Annotated in this window: 21 protein-coding genes, 1 pseudogene and 1 riboswitch; of the genes and pseudogenes, 9 read left to right on the top strand and 13 right to left on the bottom strand. The window is 47.1% G+C overall.

Annotated features, from left to right (window positions below):
- Nucleotides 1–52: 52 nt before the first annotated feature.
- The 4 genes from ACM1PF_RS00375 to ACM1PF_RS00360 form a co-directional block, all read right to left on the bottom strand.
- Nucleotides 53–436, bottom strand: coding sequence for a DUF1636 family protein (locus tag ACM1PF_RS00375; protein ID WP_416671395.1), 384 nt, complete (start codon nt 434–436; stop codon nt 53–55).
- A gap of 135 nt (nt 437–571) precedes the next feature.
- Nucleotides 572–1552: an ABC transporter substrate-binding protein gene (locus tag ACM1PF_RS00370; RefSeq protein WP_416671393.1), complete on the bottom strand. Its 981-nt coding sequence runs from the start codon at nt 1550–1552 to the stop codon at nt 572–574.
- A gap of 31 nt (nt 1553–1583) precedes the next feature.
- Nucleotides 1584–3194: a TonB-dependent siderophore receptor gene (locus ACM1PF_RS00365; protein ID WP_416676526.1), complete on the bottom strand. Its 1611-nt coding sequence runs from the start codon at nt 3192–3194 to the stop codon at nt 1584–1586.
- A gap of 23 nt (nt 3195–3217) precedes the next feature.
- Entirely contained in the window at nt 3218–4177 is a 960-nt protein-coding gene (locus ACM1PF_RS00360; RefSeq protein WP_416671391.1) for an AMIN domain-containing protein, read from the bottom strand.
- A 229-nt stretch (nt 4178–4406) separates the two neighbouring features.
- Here ACM1PF_RS00360 and ACM1PF_RS00355 point away from each other — a divergent pair, with 229 nt between their 5' ends.
- Entirely contained in the window at nt 4407–5036 is a 630-nt protein-coding gene (locus ACM1PF_RS00355) for a hypothetical protein (protein WP_416671389.1), read from the top strand.
- Here the strand turns inward: ACM1PF_RS00355 and ACM1PF_RS00350 are convergent.
- Nucleotides 5020–6039: an AraC family transcriptional regulator gene (locus tag ACM1PF_RS00350; RefSeq protein WP_416671387.1), complete on the bottom strand. Its 1020-nt coding sequence runs from the start codon at nt 6037–6039 to the stop codon at nt 5020–5022. The genes ACM1PF_RS00355 and ACM1PF_RS00350 overlap by 17 nt on opposite strands.
- Nucleotides 6040–6102: 63 nt before the next feature.
- On the opposite strand from ACM1PF_RS00350, the gene ACM1PF_RS00345 reads away from it, so the two are divergent.
- Nucleotides 6103–6978 carry a class I SAM-dependent methyltransferase gene (locus ACM1PF_RS00345; protein ID WP_416671386.1) on the top strand — a complete coding sequence of 292 codons (876 nt, stop codon included), beginning with the start codon at nt 6103–6105 and terminating at the stop codon, nt 6976–6978.
- A gap of 50 nt (nt 6979–7028) precedes the next feature.
- Entirely contained in the window at nt 7029–7916 is an 888-nt protein-coding gene (locus ACM1PF_RS00340) for an ABC transporter substrate-binding protein (RefSeq protein ID WP_416671384.1), read from the top strand.
- On the opposite strand, the gene hisI is transcribed toward ACM1PF_RS00340, so the two are convergent.
- From hisI to ACM1PF_RS00315, 5 genes are all read right to left on the bottom strand, one after another.
- Nucleotides 7904–8245, bottom strand: coding sequence for a phosphoribosyl-AMP cyclohydrolase (gene hisI / locus ACM1PF_RS00335; protein ID WP_416671383.1), 342 nt, complete (start codon nt 8243–8245; stop codon nt 7904–7906). The two genes, ACM1PF_RS00340 and hisI, sit on opposite strands and share 13 nt — an antisense overlap.
- Before the next feature lie 5 nt (nt 8246–8250).
- Nucleotides 8251–9213, bottom strand: coding sequence for a CobW family GTP-binding protein (locus ACM1PF_RS00330; RefSeq protein ID WP_416671380.1), 963 nt, complete (start codon nt 9211–9213; stop codon nt 8251–8253).
- A 92-nt stretch (nt 9214–9305) separates the two neighbouring features.
- Nucleotides 9306–9944: a GTP cyclohydrolase I FolE gene (gene folE, locus ACM1PF_RS00325; protein WP_416671377.1), complete on the bottom strand. Its 639-nt coding sequence runs from the start codon at nt 9942–9944 to the stop codon at nt 9306–9308.
- 95 nt (nt 9945–10039) lie between these two features.
- On the bottom strand, nt 10040–11191 hold the full coding sequence (locus ACM1PF_RS00320; protein WP_416671374.1) for a CobW family GTP-binding protein: 1152 nt from the start codon (nt 11189–11191) through the stop codon (nt 10040–10042).
- Nucleotides 11192–11308: 117 nt separating this feature from the next.
- On the bottom strand, nt 11309–11758 hold the full coding sequence (locus tag ACM1PF_RS00315) for a SufE family protein (RefSeq protein ID WP_416671372.1): 450 nt from the start codon (nt 11756–11758) through the stop codon (nt 11309–11311).
- A gap of 199 nt (nt 11759–11957) precedes the next feature.
- Nucleotides 11958–12103, top strand: a riboswitch (cobalamin riboswitch).
- A 273-nt stretch (nt 12104–12376) separates the two neighbouring features.
- Between ACM1PF_RS00315 and metE the strand changes: the two genes are divergently transcribed.
- From metE to ACM1PF_RS00285, 6 genes and pseudogenes are all read left to right on the top strand, one after another.
- Entirely contained in the window at nt 12377–14626 is a 2250-nt protein-coding gene (gene metE / locus ACM1PF_RS00310) for a 5-methyltetrahydropteroyltriglutamate--homocysteine S-methyltransferase (protein ID WP_416671370.1), read from the top strand.
- Nucleotides 14610–15065 (top strand): hypothetical protein, encoded by a 456-nt coding sequence (locus tag ACM1PF_RS00305; RefSeq protein ID WP_416671368.1) that lies wholly within the window; start codon nt 14610–14612, stop codon nt 15063–15065. The genes metE and ACM1PF_RS00305 overlap by 17 nt, the downstream gene beginning before the upstream one ends.
- A complete protein-coding gene (locus tag ACM1PF_RS00300; RefSeq protein ID WP_416671366.1) occupies nt 15062–15529 on the top strand; it encodes a hypothetical protein in 468 nt (155 codons plus the stop codon). The genes ACM1PF_RS00305 and ACM1PF_RS00300 overlap by 4 nt, the downstream gene beginning before the upstream one ends.
- A 408-nt stretch (nt 15530–15937) precedes the next feature.
- The gene (locus ACM1PF_RS00295) at nt 15938–16315 is read left to right on the top strand and encodes a DUF1636 domain-containing protein (RefSeq protein WP_416671365.1); all 378 of its coding nucleotides are present in this window, start codon (nt 15938–15940) and stop codon (nt 16313–16315) included.
- A gap of 19 nt (nt 16316–16334) precedes the next feature.
- Nucleotides 16335–17380 (top strand): annotated as a pseudogene (gene cobW, locus ACM1PF_RS00290) (cobalamin biosynthesis protein CobW).
- Between the two features lie 429 nt (nt 17381–17809).
- The gene (locus ACM1PF_RS00285) at nt 17810–18205 is read left to right on the top strand and encodes a hypothetical protein (protein ID WP_416671363.1); all 396 of its coding nucleotides are present in this window, start codon (nt 17810–17812) and stop codon (nt 18203–18205) included.
- A 188-nt stretch (nt 18206–18393) separates the two neighbouring features.
- Here ACM1PF_RS00285 and ACM1PF_RS00280 read toward each other — a convergent pair whose 3' ends face one another.
- The 3 genes from ACM1PF_RS00280 to ACM1PF_RS00270 all read right to left on the bottom strand — a co-directional run bounded on the left by ACM1PF_RS00280 (nt 18394) and on the right by ACM1PF_RS00270 (nt 19826).
- The gene (locus tag ACM1PF_RS00280; RefSeq protein WP_416671361.1) at nt 18394–18636 is read right to left on the bottom strand and encodes a hypothetical protein; all 243 of its coding nucleotides are present in this window, start codon (nt 18634–18636) and stop codon (nt 18394–18396) included.
- Nucleotides 18637–18905: 269 nt separating this feature from the next.
- A complete protein-coding gene (locus tag ACM1PF_RS00275; RefSeq protein ID WP_416671360.1) occupies nt 18906–19115 on the bottom strand; it encodes a chlorophyll a/b-binding protein in 210 nt (69 codons plus the stop codon).
- 147 nt (nt 19116–19262) lie between these two features.
- A complete protein-coding gene (locus tag ACM1PF_RS00270; protein ID WP_416671359.1) occupies nt 19263–19826 on the bottom strand; it encodes a Crp/Fnr family transcriptional regulator in 564 nt (187 codons plus the stop codon).
- Nucleotides 19827–20238: the final 412 nt, after the last annotated feature.

Here is a 20238-nt window from a genome sequence, read left to right as displayed (position 1 = left end):
ACAAAGTGTGTGCAGGGCACAATCGCTCTTCACCCATCCACCCATCTACTCTCTACTCTCCTTCCTCCACCACCGGAATCTTGGCAATACTCACAGACTGCAACGCTTCAGGAAACTGCTTCCAGGGCACATTGCCTGTGTTGCTATCGAGGTAGAGTTTGCCAAATTGAAGCAGCACAGGGGCGACTTCATCGGTTGGTAGATTAGTGAACAGATAGGTTGGTTTGTAAGGAGCAGAGAAAGCAACAGCACAGGGTTTGTCGCATGTCCACAAACAGCCGACAGGTTGAATTTCAAGATTATTAGATTGCAACTCTTCCATACATAATGAATTGAGTTGTTCGAGTAGACGTGTGCTATCAGCAGGTTGATCTTTGGGTCGTTCTTCGGAGGAACGATGGCAGGATTGGCAGACGAAGAGGGTGTGTTTGGACATAGGTTTAGGGCGTATTAATCAGGGACTTATACAAATCATCAAGCACTACATCAGGCGCGATCGCCTCATCCACCCTTTCAGCCATTCGATCGCCCTCCTCCAACGCTTTACGCGATCGCATTTTGGAAGGTTGCTTTAGGGAGCATCAGAAAAATACTTGTAAAGTTCATCAATCAGCCAGTTTGCTCCAATTGGACCTCCAACACTTGCCCAATTCACTGAATATACTTGCTTGTTTTGAACAGCCTTTAAGGTTGACCAAATTGGCTGATCTAAGAACGATAGTGACATTAAATCTCCATGTCTTTTGTAAACTACGACTACAAACAAACAGTCAGCATCCCACTCAGATAAAGTTTCAATGCTGATGCTTGAGCAACCATCTTTAAGATCCTTATAAGCCTGGATAAATTCTAAACCTGCATCACTCATAACTTGTCCATAAGTGGTGATACCTGCTCCGCAAGCTGAAATTTGTGAGCCATTAAGATGCAGTATCGATACAGTTTTGTTTCTCAGCTTTGTCCCTAATTTCTCCCGAAACTGCTGAATTCGATTGTCGTAACTACTCAGAATTTTCTCAGCCCGATCGCTCTGATTAAAAATTTCGGCAGCCCATCGTAGCTCTCTCTTAAAATCTATCCCACTATTAGAATCCATTGCTACGGTAGGCGCAATTGTAGCCAATTGTGGATAGATCTGTCCTTGATGCTCATGCGACAGAATCAGGTCGGGTTTTAGGCTAAGAATCTTTTCCAATGAAGGTTGCGTTAAATTACCTACAACTGAAATATCAGCAGTTAATTCGCCAAGAATATCTTCAAAGCATTCAAGGCAAGGGGCGACTCCTACTGGTCGGATGCCTAGCGCTAATACAGGATCAAGCAAGATACTACCATCCAATACAACTACTCGCTGGGGATGGAGTGGAATTTCAATTTGACCGAAAGCATGCTTAACTACTTGTGTTGCTATAGGCGATGGCACAGCAGTTACACTACTCTGTTTTCCCTCCAATTGCACTACATTTTTATTGCAGGCAGCAATTATTAAAGTGAAAATTGCCGACAGAAAGAGCAGAGACAAGGTGGTTTTAAGAGTAGCTACTCTCATCATTTTTTCTTAGAAAAACTTAACTATTTTTGGGTTAAAATGTCCAACTTACAGAACCAGTAATAGTAAAAGGATCACCTCTATACAAATTAGCGTTGAAGTAGTTTATATCAAGTAGATTGCGGATATTAATCGCTGCATTAAATCGATCTCGACGATAATAAAGTGCCGCATCAGTACGAAGGTAATCTCCCAACGTGAACGTGTTATTTAGATTTCCTTGTCGATCGCCTATATAGAATAATCCTAGACCGAATCCCAACCCCTCTAAATCTCCCTCTTGGATTATGTAGGTTGTCCAAAGGCTAGCTTGATTTTCTGGTACGCCTCTTAATCGATTGCCAACGGAAATAGAGTTATCTTCGGTAACTTCTGCATTTGTGTAAGCATAGGATGCTATCACATTCCAACCAGGTAGAATTTCGCCTGCAATATCTAGCTCGATTCCTCGGCTTCGCTGTTCTCCAACCTGAACCGAAAAACCTCGTGCAGCTAATGAAGGGTCTGGATCAGGCGTAATCACGTTTGTTTTGGTAATTTGATAAGCAGCTAACGTTGCTGAAAGTCTTCCGTCTAACCAGTCAGTTCTTACTCCAACTTCATACTGGGTTCCTCTAGTTGGCTCAAATGGTTCACCCTCACCACCAGCATTGAATAAATTGAAAGTACGAGCAGGTTGAAACGACTGGCTATAGCTGGTATAGAGAGAAACTGTGTCACTAGGCTGGTACACCAAGCCAATTCGAGGGCTAAATGCACTATCATTGCTTGTGCGATCGGGTCTGAAATCGCCTTCACCAGTTGATGAGACCCAGTCAAAGCGGCCACCAACTAATAACCTTAAATTATCGAGAAGTGTAATCTGATCTTGAATGTAAACACCGTAAGATTCAATTGTGTCTTGGTTCTCAAAGAAGGTGTCGTAAATAGGCTCTGGAATATCGTCGTAGTTTGGGTTGAGGATGTCTAAATTAGGAGTATTTGTCGCACCGAAAGCACCTTCTTGAGGGTTTGTAGTATAGTTGTAGTCAAAGCCTACTAAGAGTTGATGTGCAATCGATCCTGTATTAAATTCTCCAAGTAGGTCAATTTGTGCAAAATAATTATTCCAACTAAACTCCGCATCACTGCTATCTCCTATGACTAGGAAACGATCGTCTACTAACTCAAATCCAATGCTGCGCTGGTCTTGGTATTCTGAATTATTTACAGCAAATACATTGCGAAGCTGCAAATCATCGCTAAATTCATGCCTCAATGCATAGCCATATCTTTGAGTCGTTGCCTCAACCGAATTAAACTGGGGATAGCCAGGATAGAAATTTCGCGGAAAAATAGTCGTGCCATCAGAAAGTCTGCCAGGCAATTCACTACTGTCTACAGAAGCGTTGAGATATTCATAGTACAGATTTAGGGTTGTGCGATCGCCCAAATTCAACGTAATTGAGGGTGAGATTGAAAGCAGATCGGTGCTGACGAAATCTTGAATACTCTCTGCGCTTCGATAGCTGGCAATGAAACGGTACAGCACTGTATCATCTTCAGTTAGCGGTCCTGAAAAATCAATAGTGGGCTGATAAAAATTGTAATTCCCTGCCTCAAAGGACAGATTGTAATAGGGTTCACTTAAAGGTTGTCGAGTAATAACGTTGATGACTCCACCCGGTTCTAGATAACCAAATAGAACTGATGCAGCCCCCTAAGAACCTCTACTTGCTCGACTGTCCCTATTGCCGTCAAGCCATAAGAACCAAGGTCACGGAAACCATTTCGTAAGGTAGAACCTCCCCCATCTTGACCCGCTTGCTCAAATCCTCTAATAATTCTAGAACCTACTCCAGGAATACCCAGGAAGCCCTGATTCTCGATAACACCACTGACGGTTTCCACTGCTTCCGTTACATCTCTCACATTACGATCATCCAGCACCTGTCGCGGCACCACTGTAATTGAGGCAGGAGTATCGCGTAGTGGTGTATCCGTTCGCGTTGCTGTACTTGCACTCGACGGGTTATATCCCTCATCCTGCTCCCCCGTCACTACTACCTGAATTGCGTCTTCTTCTGCGACTGCATCTGCATCCCCCCGCGTGATTGCCAGCACCAATCCTTGCGCCTCAGCACTTACTACAGCCACAGGGATTGCATCGGTTCCGGTAATGGCAACCCGCACTCTGTCACCGGGTAAACTAGTCACACTCACCAGCGCGATCCCTTCGATCGGCTCCGCCTGCGAAAACTCTTCGGCGATTGTGGCATTGGGAATATCTGCAATCAAAGCATTACCGACCGATCGCGTTTCCGGCACTTCCAAAGCACCATTTTCCGTTTCCAAAATCACCTGCAATCCCGTTTCAGTCGTCTCAACTCGCACTCCAGTGATTTGCACCAATGACGCTTCAATTTGTGCCACCCAATCTTCGATCGTGGTCGCAGGCTGCTCCAATTCATGCAGTTGAGGAATAGTGTCCATTGGTTGAAGCTCTGCATCCTCTGATTCCGCCTCAGCATAAACCGCCGCCGCAAAAAGCAGTCCGAATCCGATCGCCCCCAAACTTGTCGCAATACCCCGAATGACTTCCAGAATTACTCTATTTCTGCCTGCCTGACTCTGCCGCATACTGCCCATACTCACACCAAAAGAGAATCTTTATCAACAAGTCTGAGGTATCAGATTACAGGACTTGTAGAGGGACTGCCATACGGTAGAGCGCCAATTTTTATCCCTAAAATGCCAGTTGAGTCTGGGGGAGGGGCGTAGAGGTGGGGATAAAATAGGAAGTAGGGCGTGTTGGAAAGTTGTGAGTCAGTTGACCCCGACCCAATGTAAAGCCATTAAGTCCTCAGGAGGGAGACCGATGGGCAGAACCGTCATTCTTGATCCGGCTGAAAGTTACACCTATAGTAAATACGCAGAACTCCCGTTCGACACGGCTGACATTTTGGCGGAATTTGGTGTCACCCTGCACAACACCTCGATGCAACTGCCCCAACAATTACCGATTGACCCAGAGCCGTTGAGGGTTGAACTGCAAGAAAACCTGGCATTAGTCGATCCTGCTTCAGAAATTGCCCGACGAGAAGCGTTGATCTTTCCCATTCTCAAAACGGTGTGTAAATTTATTCAGGCACCGCTCAAAATTGAATATCCAGTCCGAGTGAATACCTGGCTCAGGGGCAGCTTTGACTATTTCATCCCCACCCCCCAAAGCCTACTCGTGATCAAAGCCAAAAATGCAGACTTGGCGAGGGGTTTCACTCAGCTTGCTGTTGAACTGATTGCCCTTGACCAATGGACAGATTCATCCACGCCAGTCCTCTATGGCACCGTGACAACGGGCGATACCTGGAAATTTGGGCTGTTACACCGTCAGGAGAAGCGAATTCAAAAAGATATCAATACCTACGCCATTCCTAGCGATCTCAATCGGGTACTCTCTGCTCTCTTTGGGATCACGATGAATACATCCCTTACATCCACGCGTTGACCGCTCCCCTCTGACACTGCTTCGGGGTCATCCCAAACTTGCGCTTAAACGCGGCTGTAAAATGCCCCAAGTGTGTGTAGCCCACAGCATGAGCCACTTGCGACACGCACATGGTTCGATTTCGTAACAGGAGTTCTGCTTGCTCCATTCGCCGATCGCGCAGGTAGCCAAAGACCGTGGTGCCAAACAACTCTCGAAACGCGCGTTGCAGAGTGCGATCGCTCAAGCCTACCAGTTGTGCCAATTCCAGGATAGAAGGCGGATTTTCTAATCGAGTGTCCAGAATCTCCTTGGCATGATGCAAACAGGCGATCGTCTCTGGTCTTAGTCCAGACCCACGAGTTTGTTTTGAATGATCAGAAATCAAGTCCAGGTAAATCACCAACAGTTCCATCACCTTCGCCTGGAGATAGAGCCGCTTCAACTCACCGCGATAGGGCGCATTCCACATCTGCTGAGCGATCGCACGAATCGCAGGAGTCACCGTTGGGTAAAACGCAACCTTCCAATCTTCTCCTTGAAACAACTGCCGTACCAAGTCAGACAGCTGCTGGCGTTCACGAAGTGTCCACGAAGGGGAATCGCCCATTAAAAACGAGTCCACTACACTTGGCTCAAACTCTACGTTAATACAGGTGAACCGCTGCCCTGCTCGATAGATTTCCGCATAGCCCGGTGAAATGCCACTGCCTGAGAAATAGCTATGGGTTTCATCAAATGTGGTGTGAATATCACAACAAAACGAGCCTGACAGGAAAACCCCAATTTGAATTGGATGATCGTGAGCAAGTGTTTTACTGATAAAGTCCTGGTGATACTCAACATCGTTGAAGTTTAACCACACTCCGGACGATAGCTCCATGCCGCGACTGTAGCCTTGTCCCAGAAGTGCTGGCACACCCGTCAGCGCCTCAAACTCATCCACTATCAGGTTGTCAGGGCAGGTAATGGGAGCCTGCTCATATAGTTCGTCCCAATCAGATTCGTTGAGAATGAGCGTCATAGTAGGGTTGACTTAAGCCGAAGATTGACCTAAATGAGATAAATTTGCAATAATCTTACCATAATGCCCATTAGACAGAAACTCTTCATCATGCAACTTCGAGAACCAACCGACCAGCTTACAGGGGTTGCAGAAACCTTAATGATCACCCTCTATGCTCGTGCCATTGAAACTCAGCGACCAGAGCCGATTTTGCGCGATCGCCAAGCCGTTGAGATTGCCGAATACCTGGATTATGACTTCAGTAAATACGAGAAAGGCTGGGGATCGCAGTTAGGCTGCGTGATTCGAGTCAGAGCGATCGATCGCATCGTGCAAAACTTTCTGGAAACCCATCCCAGCGCTGTGATTGTCAACCTGGGTGCAGGATTGTGTACCCGATTTTCTCGCCTCGATAACGGTGAGGTACGCTGGTATGAAGTCGATTTTCCAGAGGTGATTACTCTGCGACGCAAGTTCTTTCAGGAAAGTGAACGCTATCATTTCATTGCCAAATCAATTCTAGATTTCACCTGGATGGATGCCATTCAGCGATCGCCCAATCAGCCCATAATGATTCTCTACGAAGGGGTGTCCATGTATCTATCAGAAGCTGATAACAAAGCTCTGTTGCAACACATTGATACGCGCTTTGCGCCTGTAGAAGTGTTGTTTGATGTCATCAGTCGCAAGCGTTCTCAAAGTACAAAGCAGCACGATACCGTCTCGAAGACAAACGCGGAATTTAAGTGGGGAATCGACGATTCCAGGGAGCTAGAATCCTGGAGTCCGAACATCATCCTCAAGCAGGAAGAGTTTTATCTCACTCAATTTCTCGATTATTCACAACGATTACCGATCGTTTGGCGCATGGTGTCACAACTATTCCCTTTCATTCCATTGGCACTATTCAAGAACTCTGGTCGGATTGTGCGATTGCAGGTTGGCAGTCACTTCTGATTCATCAAGGCAACAATCATCAATACTATGACAGTACTATGGCAGTAACGATGGGAGAATCTTACCGAGCAACAGACGCGACAGGCATAGAGATTCATCTGAAACAACCTGCAGAACGAATTATTTGTCTTACCGCAACCGGAATTGATGTTCTTGCAGAACTCGGTTTAGACCCTGTGGGCTATCTCTCTCAAGGCATTGCCGATCGCCCCGAATTTTATGGAGAACACGCTCAGCAGTTTACCTCTGTCGGTTCCTGGATGCTGCCAAATCCGAAAGCCATCCGCAATCTTCAACCTGATTTGATTCTAGGTTGGGAATTTCCCCATCGGTTTTATCAGCGGTGGCTGCGGCAAATTGCACCCACCTATCTCATGAGCGGCAGTGGATACAATGCTGCATTAGCACGATTGCGCGATGTTGCTCAATTAACCGGACGTACCACTGAAGCAGAAGCCGCCATTCAGCAGCTTGAAACTCAACTCGAAACATACCGCGCAACTATCTCAACACATCAGAAAAAGACGGTTTTAATGATGGGTGGTTCCACGCTCAATTTCCTCTCTCGTCGCTTCATCGTTGAAACCAATGTTGGAACTGCGGGTAGCTTACTGCAAGAACTAACCCATTACCCCTGGATTGAACCTGCGGGACAAAGAATGGAACCTGGTTTGATGACCGTTCCGCTCGATCGCATTCTTCAGGTTAATCCTGATGTCATCTTTGTGCAAACCTATCCGCCTTCTGTCGCGCCACTCCCCCAACAGCTTGCCAATCAATCGATTTGGAAGCGACTAAAAGCAGTACAAACGGGTCAAGTTCACGAGGTCGAACAATTCTGGCATTCTGGTAATGGCACGCGAATCATGCAGGTCATTCTTAATCAATTAATGCCAATCATTTATCCTGAACAGGTTTCTCAAATTCAAAATAGCTGAACCGCATTAAAGAAGCAGCTTCTGGCTCCCGTATGGCAGGCAACATTACCCATCTGCTCAATTTTTAAGAGAAGCGTATCGGCATCACAGTCGTAATAAAATGCTTTGACTTTTTGAATGTGTCCAGACGTTGCACCCTTATGCCACAATTCCGCCCGCGCTCGGCTCCAGTAATGGGCTTCTCCCGTTTCTAAGGTTTGCTGAATTGATTCACGGTTCATCCATGCCATCATTAAGACGGCATCGTCCAGATAATCCTGGGCGATCGCTGGAATTAAGCCCTGTTCGTTGAACTTAAGCTGTTCTATCCACAAAAAAGTCTGATTCATCGTCACTATTGAGTTAGACAATTATTTAGGGTTTGAATCAAAAAGAGGGCATCCAGTTTGCGCCCAATCAATACCATTTGATTCTTTGGGTCAGCCGTCCATTCACTATCATCGATCGTAAACCGTTTACCGCTGAGTTGGAATAAATGGCGCTTGGGACTTTCAGCAAAGTAGAGTACCCCTTTTGCTCGAAACACATTGTCAGGCAGTTGATAATCTAAAAACTGCTGAAATTTCTTCAAGGCAATCGGGCGATTGCTTTGAAAGGATACCGACATGAATCCATCGTTATTCAAGTGCTGGGCGTTTGGGTTTAGTTGTGTTCTGGAGGCCAGAGCAGCATCAATTGTAGAAAGATTGATATCAAGAATTAGGGATAGCGGCACCTTACCGTGTTGCGATCGCAAAATCCGGGCACGCTCTTTTAGAGAATGGAGATAGTTTTCTAACTCTTTTAATCTTGACTCCGTGACTAAATCCGTTTTATTCAGCAGAATCATATCCCCATACAAGATCTGATTCATCGCTGCACCACTGTTGTAATGCTCAGCTGGTGTAAAGGTTTCGGCATCAACAACAGTCACGATCGCATCCAACTGGGTTAAATCTCTCAACGCTGTTCCCAAAAACGTCAGGGCAATCGGCAGGGGATCGGCAACTCCAGTTGTTTCCACAATTAAATATTCAATCCGATCCCGCCGTTCCAGCACCCGGTAGACTGCATCCACTAAGTTGTCATTAATGACGCAACAGATACAGCCATTTGTCAGTTCAATCACGTCCTCCTCAACAGCAATTAAGAACTGACTGTCAATGTTAATGTCACCAAATTCATTGACTAAGACAGCGACTTTGTAGGCTTCAAAGTTTTGCAGGATGTAGTTTAACAGCGTTGTTTTACCACTTCCTAAAAAGCCAGTGATGATGGTAACAGGGAGTTTGGTATCAGTGGTTGAGAGATCAGGCATGAAGGCTCGGAAAGGGAGTGGGGAGTAGGGAGTAGTAAATCGGGGAGTAGGGAGTAAGGAGTAAATATTTTCCCCATTCCCCAATTTACAGCTTAATGAAAAGATGGACTATGACGAATCAGATCCATAAATTCCTGACGAGTTCTGGCATCATCGGCAAACACACCCTGCATTGAGCTAGTCACTGTCCAGGAACCGGGCTTTTGTACACCCCGCATCACCATACACATATGACTGGCTTCCACCACAACGGCAACCCCCTGGGGTTTGAGTAAGCCTTGCAGAGCATCCGCAATCTGTTGCGTCAGACGTTCCTGGACTTGCAGACGACGGGCATACATTTCGCAGATACGAGCAATTTTGGATAAACCAATCACTTTGCCATTAGGAATATAGGCAACGTGGGCACGTCCCAAAATTGGCAGAATGTGGTGTTCGCAGGAGCTAAACAGGTCAATATCTCGCACCAACACCATTTCATTGGCATCTTCGTGGAATACGGCTCCGTTGAGCAACTCGTCCAGGGATTGTTGGTAGCCAGAGGTCAGGAATTTGAGGGCTTTGACCACTCGTTTAGGCGTGTCACGCAACCCTTCGCGATCGGGGTCTTCACCCATGCCTAACAGCAATGTCCGAACCGCTTGCTGCATTTCAGCTTCGGAAACAGGAGATTTGGATTCTGTAATAACCGATTGCTTGCGGATATCGTCGGGTGAAATAGATAACGTCATGAGTGAATTTAGGTTAGGTGATTATCAACCGTGACAGAAAGGGGGGGCTATTGCATCCCCTCTCTCAGCAGACGGTTGCACTGCTGAAAGACTCGCTAATAGGCAAGACAATCCGCTAAATGCTGCCGTAGCGTGTCAGCGTTTAGATTGCGCCCGATAAAGACTAGTTGGTTCTTAGGAGCACTCCGCCACTCTTCGCCTTGCAGGTCAAAGCGAGGACCGCTGAGTTGAAAGACGTTGCGTAAGTCGCTTTCTTTGAACCAGAGGATGCCTTTGGCTCGAAATACCTCTTTGGGTAACTGTTCTTGCAGGAAGATTTCAAACTTTTTCACCTTAAAGGGCCGATCGCTCTCAAATGCGATCGACACAAACCCATCATTATCCAGGTGGGCAGAGTGGTGATGGTGATGCTCATGGGGATGATGATGCTGGTCATGATCGTGGTGATCTTGCTGGTCATGATCATGATCGTGGTCGTGACTATTGGCATGATCGTGGGTGTGATCATGGGGGTGATCGTGAGCGTGATCATGGGCGTGATCATGGCGATCGCGCTGAGTTTGCTCAATTTCATCCTGAACTAAATCTGCATAGGCTTCTGGGTTGTTATAGCCGACATCTAAAATCAACGGCAGGGGTACCTTTCCATACTGGCTATGTAGGATTCTGGCACCTTCTTTGACGGTACTAATATAAGCTTCCAGGTTTTGGATCTGATCTGGATCTGCCAGATCGGTTTTGTTCAAAATGGTGACATCTCCATAGGCAATTTGCTTAAAAGCCGCTTCGCTGTCAAAGTGTTCCGGCGTAAAGGTCTCGGCATCAACAACGGTGATAATTGAATCGAGTCGGGTCAAATCGCGTAATTCGGTGCCCAGGAAGGTCAGGATGATCGGCAAGGGATCAGCAACTCCGGTGGTTTCAATCACCATGTAATCAACAGAATCATCCCGTTCTAATACCCGATAAACGGCATCCACCAATCCATCATTAATGGTGCAACAAATACAGCCATTACTCAGTTCCACCATATCGTCATCGGTCGCTACCAGTAGTTGGCTATCAATATTGATGTCACCAAATTCATTCACCAGAACGGCTACTTTCAAATCCTGACGGTTGCTCAGAATTTGATTGAGGAGTGTTGTTTTGCCACTCCCTAAGAACCCCGTGATAATGGTGACGGGCATTCCTCGCTTAGGAATTCCCAACGATGCGCTTTGTGTTTCGTTAATCGTACCAGTCATTTCAATCCTCCTGGATAAAGCGGTTTATCGATCGGATGTAATATTGCTGCGAATTGCGGGCAAAATCTGATCCGTTTTTGGGTTAAAACTTAGTGATTAAAATGGTCATTCTCTTCTTTAATTCAGGGAGGAAGCGTTGGCAGATTGAAAGGTTGCTACCTGAGCTTGCATGAATCTGAAGATGTTGTAAAACCCATTGCTGCGGGAGGGCGTGAGGCTGATATCCAGTCCCGTTTGCTGAATAAAGTCTGGAGTTAACTGGAGAATTTCATCAGGGGTGAGTCCATTCAGTCCCTCGATCAGTAAACCTGCCAGCCCCTTTGTGATTTGGGCATCTGAGGTGCCGCGAAACGTGACCTTACCATCGTGGAGATCGGCTTTGATGTAGACCTGAGACACACATCCCGGAACCTGATTGGCTGTCACCTGCTCTGTTTCTGGCAAAACTGGCACCCGTTTGGCAAACCAGAGCAAATATTCATACCGACGCTTCGGCTCGGTGATTTGCTGAAACCGCTGAACAATTCGTTCCAGGTTTGGGGGCAGAGGTCGAGAAGCAGGGGGCATGTCGATCTGATCCAGAGGTTAAAATGATAATCATTCTCATAATATAAGATGTGGGTGAAAAATTGAAGCCTTTCTTCGCATGCGATACCAACCCTGTGGCTGATCTACTTCCTACTCAGCACTGAGGCACACTGCTATGGGCAGTTCGCTGATTTAGCTAAACCTGAAATTAATGTGCCATAACACCCTTATCGTGTTATTGTTCAGGTACTGATTCGGTTCTGATGGGGAGCAGCCATCAGACGCAAGGGGGAAAGTGCAGTGTGAATCTGCCGCTGTCCCGCAGCTGTGAGGAGAGGTGTCACTCTCTGAGTCAGAATGCCCGCCGAGTCGTAAACCCGTTACATAACCATCTGCGAGGTACGGATGATGAAGACCATAAGCTTTTGTGATTGGCATTTTGTCGGAATTTTAAGGTTGTAGCGTCCTGAGTTAACGATCTGAGTTGCGCGAAAGGTTGACATTCAGCGAGGCTACGTGAGCAAAGATGGCGAATTGTTTGTGCTGGCAATTACAGCTAGCCTTTTTGCTGTGTCTGGCTACGGGCTGCTTCCCAATCGGGAGACAGTTGTTTTTTCCGTTTTTCCATTTATTTACAGAATTTAGGACGCTACAGCTATGACCCTTCAAACTGCAACGCTGGGATATCCCCGCATTGGCAAAAATCGTGAAGTTAAAAAGGCGTTGGAAGCCTTTTGGAGCAGTAAATCTGATGCAGAAACATTGCTGCAAACCGTTCAAGAGGTTGAATTTGCCAACTGGAAGACGCAACTCGAAGCCGGGATCGATCGCATCGGCATTGGCGACACCACCCTCTACGATCATGTGCTGGATTGGACGGTTCGGCTCGGCTTAATCCCAGAGCGCTTTCAGTCTCTCACCGGACTCGACCAATACTTTGCAATGGCACGCGGCAAGGATGGTATTCCTGCCCTGGAAATGACCAAGTGGTTTGATACCAACTATCACTATCTGGTGCCCGAAATTGCGGCTGATACCCAACCAGAGGCAAACTTTGCTGACTTTTTGGCAACGGTGCAACGAGCAAAAGCCCTCCTGGGTGAACGAGCCGTTCCCATTATCCTTAGTCCCGTTACACTGTTGCGTTTAAGCCGCTTAGAAGGCGATCTATCTGCACATCTGGCAAACCTATTGCCGCTTTATTGTGACTTGATCTTTCAACTCAAAGCCCTGGGTATCGCTGAAGTGCAGGTGCATGAACCGATTTTAGTCACAAGCAGTGCCACGGATCTGAAAGAGGCAATTACTACCACCTATACTCAGTTAGCTCAAATCGGTGTGCCCATTCATCTCGTTACCTACTTTGATGATTTGGGAGCAGACTATCCCTGGGTGATGGACTTACCAGTGGCTGGCATTAGTTTGGACTTCACCCGTGGACGCAATTTGAACCTGTTGCAACAACATGGATTCCCAGCGGATAAACGGTTGGGAGTGGGCATTGTCGATGCACGGAACATCTGGAAAATTCGCCCAGAATCGGTGTTATCAACGCTCGAAACCATTCACGGCATCACACCAAATCTCCGATTGCACCCCTCATCATCCCTGCAATTTGTGCCCTATGATGCGACGCGAGAAACGAAACTACCAGAGCCATTGCGTAATGTCCTGAGCTTTGCCGAACAAAAGCTGGACGAAATAGTAATTCTGGCACAGACGTTAGCTGGGGATGATCCGAGCGACAAATTAGCCTTGGTGCAAACGCAGTGGAACGCCTTTGAGCAGTTCAGTCCTACGAATCCGAAAGTACAAGAGCGACTCCGCAACCTGACGGTTCAGGATCTTGAACGGAGCATGCCTTATAAGCAGCGGAAAGACCTTCAACCCAAATTACTGCCCTTTCCGACAACAACGATTGGATCATTTCCGCAAACGTCGGAGATCCGACAACTGCGGGTAAAGCTGAAGCGGGGTGAAATAACAAAAGCCGAGTACGAAGCGGCGATCGATACTGAAATTGCGAAGTGTATCCAAATCCAGGAAGATGCTGGGCTAGATGTGTTGGTTCATGGTGAATTTGAACGCACGGACATGGTGGAGTTCTTTGGGCAACAGCTCTCTGGATTTGCCTTTACCGAACACGGTTGGGTACAAAGCTATGGCAGTCGCTGTGTGCGTCCACCCATTATTTATGGTGACGTTGCCCGTACTCAACCTATGACGGTTCGAGAGTTCAAGGTAGCACAATCCCTCACCAACAAAATCGTAAAGGGAATGCTGACTGAACCAGTGACGATGATTAACTGGTCGTTTACCCGCACGAATATTCCGCGCAGTGAACAGGCGATGCAGATTGCCCTCGCTCTACGAGATGAAGTAGCGGATTTAGAAGCGGCTGGAGCGAAGATGGTGCAAATCGACGAACCTGCTCTACGGGAGGGATTACCTCTGAAGCGAGAACATTGGAACGAGTATCTCGCTTGGGCGGTTGATGCGTTTCGGTTAGCTGCTGGGATTGCCAAACCAGAAACCCAAATTCACACTCATATGTGTTATTCCGAGTTTGGTGACATTATTGAGCATATCGAGCGTCTCGATGCAGATGTATTGTCCATCGAGAATAGCCGCAGCAACAATGAAACCCTATTTGAAATCACCGATGCGGGTTATCAACACCAAGTTGGTAATGGCGTTTACGATGTCCACAGTCCAGTGGTTCCCAGCGTCGAACAGATGGTTCAGCAGCTAAAAACCGGGATTGCCAATCTACCAATCGAACAAATTTGGGTCAACCCGGATTGCGGACTGAAGACACGCCGCTGGGAGGAAGTGATTCCATCCCTAAAAAACATGGTAGAAGCTGCCAAAATGATTCGGGAGGAAGCGCATGCGACCCAAAAGTGATCTTTGGCAAGGCGATTGCGGCGACTGGCAAAATCAATTCATCCGCGAAAACCTCTTACTCCTGGGACATGCCGCATGGCAGGGGTTTACCACCCAGGGACAGGGTATGGTGGTTTGCAGCGTGGCAGACGTTGATACAGGGATTGTGAACTGGAATAGCGATATTGTGGAGTATACCGTCCAGTTTGTGCCGCTGTCCGACATTTCAGCCCATTTGCAAACACTTAATCTGGAAACGACCTTAATTGGACGTTTGCTTGATACGGTTCAAACCTATGATCCCGGTCAAGAAATTTTGCTGCTCATCGACCAAAATGGAAGGGTGGACATCAACTTGCTTCAGCATCTTGCTACCTCCCCAGCCGACTGTTATCAGCAGGTGCAGCGGCGTTGGTGGGAATTCCAGCTTGGAGATTCTATACCCCGGAGGATGCGATGACTGAAGCTTCTGAACCAATGGACTGGCAGCAAGAGTTTATTGCCACCAATTTGTTGGCGATCGGCTATAACGCCTGGGCAGGCTACCTCGGTGGAGAACGCGGCGCACTCATTTGTAGCACCAATTCCCCGGCGGTTGGGGTTGCGGGGGAATCCTTCAAAACCTACTTTGTGCGGCGATCGCGTCTGGCTGCTTTTCTCAACGCTTGGTTAGCGGCTCCTGACACGGTGATTTTGCGCCATCACTTTATGAACGCCCACATTCTGGAAGCAGTGGATACTTACAATCCAGCGACCGAATTAGTCTTCCTGCTGGAGTCTTTTAATCAGGTCACATTCTTTTACCTGAAAAATCTACCCATCACCCCACCCCAATGTTACGAGCAAGTTTGTAAAACCTGGGAGGAGTTTCAGCCCGCTGTTTGTGCCTTGCAAGAGGAGGGAGTTCGTAGCTCTACGGAGTAAGTTCACACTGTCTCAAAACACACTATCTCAAATCGAGAGTTGCACAACCGCCTCTAATCTCAACCTCTGATCTCAACCCATTACTCACCATCACTGAATTGAGGCTCAACCATGCTCAAATATTACCTACATCGCGCTGGAAAAATCCCCACATTCGTTCATCCATTTGTGAAACATCAAGTCAGTTCTCCATCTCATTCACTTCCCCAATCTGACTCATTTCCAATGATCGATCGCATTCACAATGCTATCTTTTCTAAATTGCAATTTCTCTCTCAGCAGAGACAGAACCGTTAAAGCAGTCACATCACTACATCTATTTGAGCATTCAGCATGATCTAGTGGCTTCGATTTAGAGGCAATTGGTGTAATTCATGCCATGTCTATTTAGATAGGAGCATCATCACTATGACTCAAGATACTTTACTGGTCTGCGTCCTTTGTCGTTTTTCAGAAGTGAGACCTAACGGTGAAACCACTCCCGGTCAAGCTCTATTTGATCAATTGAAGCAAAGACTTGCTGAATCTGATCTAAAGACGATCAACCTCCGTCCTGTACGGTGTATGGGGGCGTGTAGTCATGCTTGTACAGCAGCATTTATGGCTCCCAACAAGCTCATCTTTATCTTGAGTCAACTCTCTCCCACGGATTCAGTTCCAGATTTGCTGGAATTTAGCCGTCAATACATCGCTACTTCAAATGGCAAAGTTCCACATGCAGAGCGACCTGCCACCGTCAAGCAGAATATCCACGCAGTTCTGCCCCCCTTACCCACCCATCCTTAAAACCATTCAGGAGACCATCATGCACAAAATTCCAGTCACCGTCGTTACAGGCTTTTTAGGAGCCGGAAAAACCACCCTTGTGCGTCATTTATTGCAAAACAATCAGGGTCGCCGTATTGCCGTGTTGGTGAATGAGTTTGGCGAAGTCGGGATCGATGGCGAGTTATTGAAATCCTGTCAAGTTTGTGACGATGATGAAGATCCCAATGCGAATATTTTGGAACTCGTCAATGGCTGTTTGTGCTGCACTGTGCAGGAAGAGTTTTTGCCAACCATGCAGGAGTTGTTAAAAAGACGCGATCGCCTCGACTGCATTTTAATTGAAACTTCTGGACTAGCCCTGCCCAAACCTTTAGTCCAAGCCTTTCGCTGGCCGAAATTCGCACTGGAGCGACGGTTGATGGTGTGGTGACGGTCGTCGATTGTGAAGCGCTTGCGGGTGGTCAGTTTGTGGGCGATCTGGATGCGCTGGAAGCCCAACGGCAAGCCGATGATAGCCTGGAGCATGAAACTCCGATTGAAGAACTGTTTGAAGATCAGTTGGCTTGTGCAGATATGGTGTTATTAACCAAAGTCGATCGGGTTGATTCGCAAACTCAACACCGAATCCAGCAATGGTTACAAACAGAACTGCCAGATGGGGTGAAGATTGTGCCCTGTAAGCAAGGAGAAATTAGTCCCGATCTGTTGCTGGGGTTCAATGCAGCCGTTGAAGACAATCTTGATTCTCGTCCTAGCCATCATGACACGGAAGAGGATCATGAACACGATGAGGACATCACTTCGGTTCATGTTGTTTTAGACCAGACGTTTGAACCTAGGGAGTTAGTCAACCGCTTGCAATCTCTGGTGCAGCAGCATGAAATTTATCGAATTAAGGGCTTCGTTGCCGTGCCACACAAAGCAATGCGGTTAGTTGTGCAGGGAGTCGGCAATCGATTTGATACCTTTTACGATCGCCCCTGGCAACCCGATGAACCTCGGCAAACTCGTTTAGTGTTGATTGGGCGATCGCTCAATCCAGGGCAAGTTGCCGCTGCAATTCGGAAGGAAGTCCCTGTTTGATAAGTTCAAAGACATCCAGGTTATTCTAGGGTGAAACGCACTTTCGAGTTGGGAGCAGTGCTACATTTCAGGAGAACGATGATGGGTGAATTCTCACGCCAGGTTACGCCACTTCATCGCACCGTTGAAGTCGCCCAACAAATTGTGCAAGGCCATCTGGTGAATCACCAGAAAGTGGCTGAGCATCTTTATCCACCTATGGATCCATAAGTGAATTCCATAAATGAATCCATCTACGATCAACTTATCGGAGGCATCATGAGTTCAGTTCAAAGTTTGACCATTCCTGCAAATGAGCAGTTGTCAGTGGTATGACGATCGGGATGTCGATCGCTGGCATACGGGCAGTTTTGGCAAGCCTTACTGATTGGTGTAGGCAGTCTCAGCAATCTGGTCTATACCTGCACCTTACCCTTTATTTGCTTAGGCGTGATTGCCGGAACCACCCTACCTCGTCGCCGCGCCATTGTCACAGCAACGATCGTCTGTTTCGCCTGGGGGCTGGTGTTATTGGCTGGAACTCTCATGGTGACGACACTTGCAGGCTACAAACCGCTGTTTAGCAAGGGGGCGATCGCTCACCATTATCTTCGCCTGACGGGTATGTTCATCGGCGGCTTTATTCTGTTTGAATTAGTGATCTTGGGGGCTGGATTCCTCTTAGAAAATCAGTGCGTTTTAACAGTGCCGATCCTATGGAGCATCTTTATCAACAATGCAGTGTGGTTAGGTTTTCTCACCCTTGCCCATGCTTGCCTGGTTTGGGATAGGATACGCTCAGGACATCACCGGAGCTTTTCCGACTCAACAACTTCGGCAAGTTGAAGGTATTCCCGATCGAAGTCCAACTTTCAATCCGGCTTTCAGGAATCCTAAACTTCCATTGTCTCCAGACTCGGAGACGGTGCGATTGCTGTGACAGCAAAGCTCCCGTCAAAATAGTTTGATTCAGAAAGGCTTCAGCAAACCCAGTCACCCCAGAAAGATTCGCTTTCGTCAAATTGGTAAGTCACCTACGCCACGCCGTTAAATAATACTGCCCACAGAACACCAGCCGCACCAACAGCCAGCAGCAAGTTCGTAAAGAAACGACCTGCCTCAGTGTTAAAACCAAGCACCTTATCTTCCTGACCTGCGGTGAAAAACAATGACCATGCCTGGTTTGCACTAATTACTTCAGACTGAGCATTGAAGTCAGGTCTGAATACAACTGGGCCGATCAGATACTTGTTGGGGAAATCGAAGTCAGTTTTCATGGGAGTTATCTCCAAAATAGATGACGTTTGCTGATCTAACCCACATTCCGCAGGTTAAGTTTTCTTATTGAGAATTGCCAACATGCCTTGGGCATTTGCGATAATCTTATTGAAAACGCTGTCAACAAGCCAAGTTTATTGAGTCTTAAGGTGAGTCTCAATTTTATGCACTGTTTTGAAAGCGTTTTAAGACAAGTGCTTCAACAAGCGATCAGTCTCAAATAAGACCTGCGGAATGTGGGATCTAAAACTTACCTAGAGGGAAAAGTCTACAGCCCTGTCAGCCAGCCAATCACGCCATGTCCAGTCACCGCTTCCAGGATCAGGGCAGACACAAAGCCAATCATCGCCAGCCGTCCATTCAGCTTTTCCGCATATTCGTTGAAGCCAAACTTTTGGGTGTCGTCCACATACATCTTGGGTTCAACCGCATAAACATTGGCGCGTCCGCCTTCTTCCATCACCTGTCCACGAACCATGACGTTGTTTCCTTTTGCTTAACCTTATGTAACAAAGTGTAACTTAATGTAAATAAATATTGCAATAGCCTTGACACAGAAACTTTTTCGTATAGTCCGAACCAGGAAGTCGGCTAACCGTAAAAATGCTTCTGAGTATCAATACAGCTAAGAATTTTGAATCAGGAGCATCTGTTGTCCAACCCAGCCAATCCGACCTTCCCGCTCAAGCTGACCGAGCAAGCGGGTCACGGTGACACGGGTCGTTCCCAGGGTGTCAGCCAAATCCTGATGCGTGAGTCGGAGTTGAATGAGTTGCCCTCGCTCTGACGCATGACCAAATTTGTAAGCCAGCCAATCCAATAATTGCCAGAGCCGATAGGGAATCTGACCACTGCGAATCCGCAGTAACTCTTGAGTTTGGTGGAGATGGGAGAATAAGATTTGATTCAACCGATCGCATTCATTCGGGTGAAGACCCCGCGCCTGAACATCCGTTAAACATTCCATTTCATACGGTTGAATTCTGGTGAGAGATTGCCCGATGACATCTCCTTCCCCCCAAAAGCCAAGCGCAATCACCGTGCCATCGTCCGTCAGGGTGTATGCCCGCACTGCACCCGATTCAATTTGCCAAAGCTGGTTGCAATGCGAAGATAAATACTCTCGCCGCTTAAATGTCTGAAGGGTTGAACCCTCTGGCTTTGCCAGCATTAAGTTAGAATTTACCATTGGTACTATTCAGTGAGGTGCTAGGCGGGGAACCCATCGACACTTGCTCAATCACGCTAATATTGCGGGATTGTGAGGCGGAAAAGGCAACCAACCTGTATTAAATTGGGCTTGGAGGATTCAATCTCACTTTCCTGCGATGGGACTGGCTTCGTTGCCTGCGGGTTTCAGTAATCAAGTCAGGCATTTCCTGCCAACAGGTTGGGCAGAACCAGTAAACTCCAGAATTGCGAATATGGCGCAAAAGGTTGCCGTTGCAACAAGGGCAATCACTCATGGCATTCCTACTCCTAATATTGCTCTCCTAATGTTGCTGAGATCGATTACAATGTTCACGGTTTACAGATCGCCAGGTACGCCCTTCTATTCTTGATAAATATTCTCAATAAGTCAAGGTGAAGACGAAAAAAGT

Origin of the sequence: Egbenema bharatensis FJBBOT/2019 (genome assembly GCF_048077055.1) — a bacterium.
GTDB lineage: Bacteria > Cyanobacteriota > Cyanobacteriia > Elainellales > Elainellaceae > Egbenema > Egbenema bharatensis.
Note: the sequence above shows the minus strand (reverse complement) of the source record. Positions and strands in the feature narration are given on the sequence as shown.

Bases quoted from the DNA above. Each gene is read 5' to 3' on its own strand.
- ACM1PF_RS00375 (WP_416671395.1), bottom strand. From the start codon at position 436: ATGTCCAAACACACCCTCTTCGTCTGCCAATCCTGCCATCGTTCCTCC.
- ACM1PF_RS00370 (WP_416671393.1), bottom strand. From the start codon at position 1,552: ATGATGAGAGTAGCTACTCTTAAAACCACCTTGTCTCTGCTCTTTCTG.
- ACM1PF_RS00360 (WP_416671391.1), bottom strand. From the start codon at position 4,177: ATGGGCAGTATGCGGCAGAGTCAGGCAGGCAGAAATAGAGTAATTCTG.
- ACM1PF_RS00355 (WP_416671389.1), top strand. From the start codon at position 4,407: ATGGGCAGAACCGTCATTCTTGATCCGGCTGAAAGTTACACCTATAGT.
- ACM1PF_RS00350 (WP_416671387.1), bottom strand. From the start codon at position 6,039: ATGACGCTCATTCTCAACGAATCTGATTGGGACGAACTATATGAGCAG.
- ACM1PF_RS00345 (WP_416671386.1), top strand. From the start codon at position 6,103: ATGCCCATTAGACAGAAACTCTTCATCATGCAACTTCGAGAACCAACC.
- ACM1PF_RS00340 (WP_416671384.1), top strand. From the start codon at position 7,029: ATGGGAGAATCTTACCGAGCAACAGACGCGACAGGCATAGAGATTCAT.
- hisI (WP_416671383.1), bottom strand. From the start codon at position 8,245: ATGAATCAGACTTTTTTGTGGATAGAACAGCTTAAGTTCAACGAACAG.
- ACM1PF_RS00330 (WP_416671380.1), bottom strand. From the start codon at position 9,213: ATGCCTGATCTCTCAACCACTGATACCAAACTCCCTGTTACCATCATC.
- folE (WP_416671377.1), bottom strand. From the start codon at position 9,944: ATGACGTTATCTATTTCACCCGACGATATCCGCAAGCAATCGGTTATT.
- ACM1PF_RS00320 (WP_416671374.1), bottom strand. From the start codon at position 11,191: ATGACTGGTACGATTAACGAAACACAAAGCGCATCGTTGGGAATTCCT.
- ACM1PF_RS00315 (WP_416671372.1), bottom strand. From the start codon at position 11,758: ATGCCCCCTGCTTCTCGACCTCTGCCCCCAAACCTGGAACGAATTGTT.
- metE (WP_416671370.1), top strand. From the start codon at position 12,377: ATGACCCTTCAAACTGCAACGCTGGGATATCCCCGCATTGGCAAAAAT.
- ACM1PF_RS00305 (WP_416671368.1), top strand. From the start codon at position 14,610: ATGCGACCCAAAAGTGATCTTTGGCAAGGCGATTGCGGCGACTGGCAA.
- ACM1PF_RS00300 (WP_416671366.1), top strand. From the start codon at position 15,062: ATGACTGAAGCTTCTGAACCAATGGACTGGCAGCAAGAGTTTATTGCC.
- ACM1PF_RS00295 (WP_416671365.1), top strand. From the start codon at position 15,938: ATGACTCAAGATACTTTACTGGTCTGCGTCCTTTGTCGTTTTTCAGAA.
- ACM1PF_RS00280 (WP_416671361.1), bottom strand. From the start codon at position 18,636: ATGAAAACTGACTTCGATTTCCCCAACAAGTATCTGATCGGCCCAGTT.
- ACM1PF_RS00275 (WP_416671360.1), bottom strand. From the start codon at position 19,115: ATGGTTCGTGGACAGGTGATGGAAGAAGGCGGACGCGCCAATGTTTAT.
- ACM1PF_RS00270 (WP_416671359.1), bottom strand. From the start codon at position 19,826: ATGGTAAATTCTAACTTAATGCTGGCAAAGCCAGAGGGTTCAACCCTT.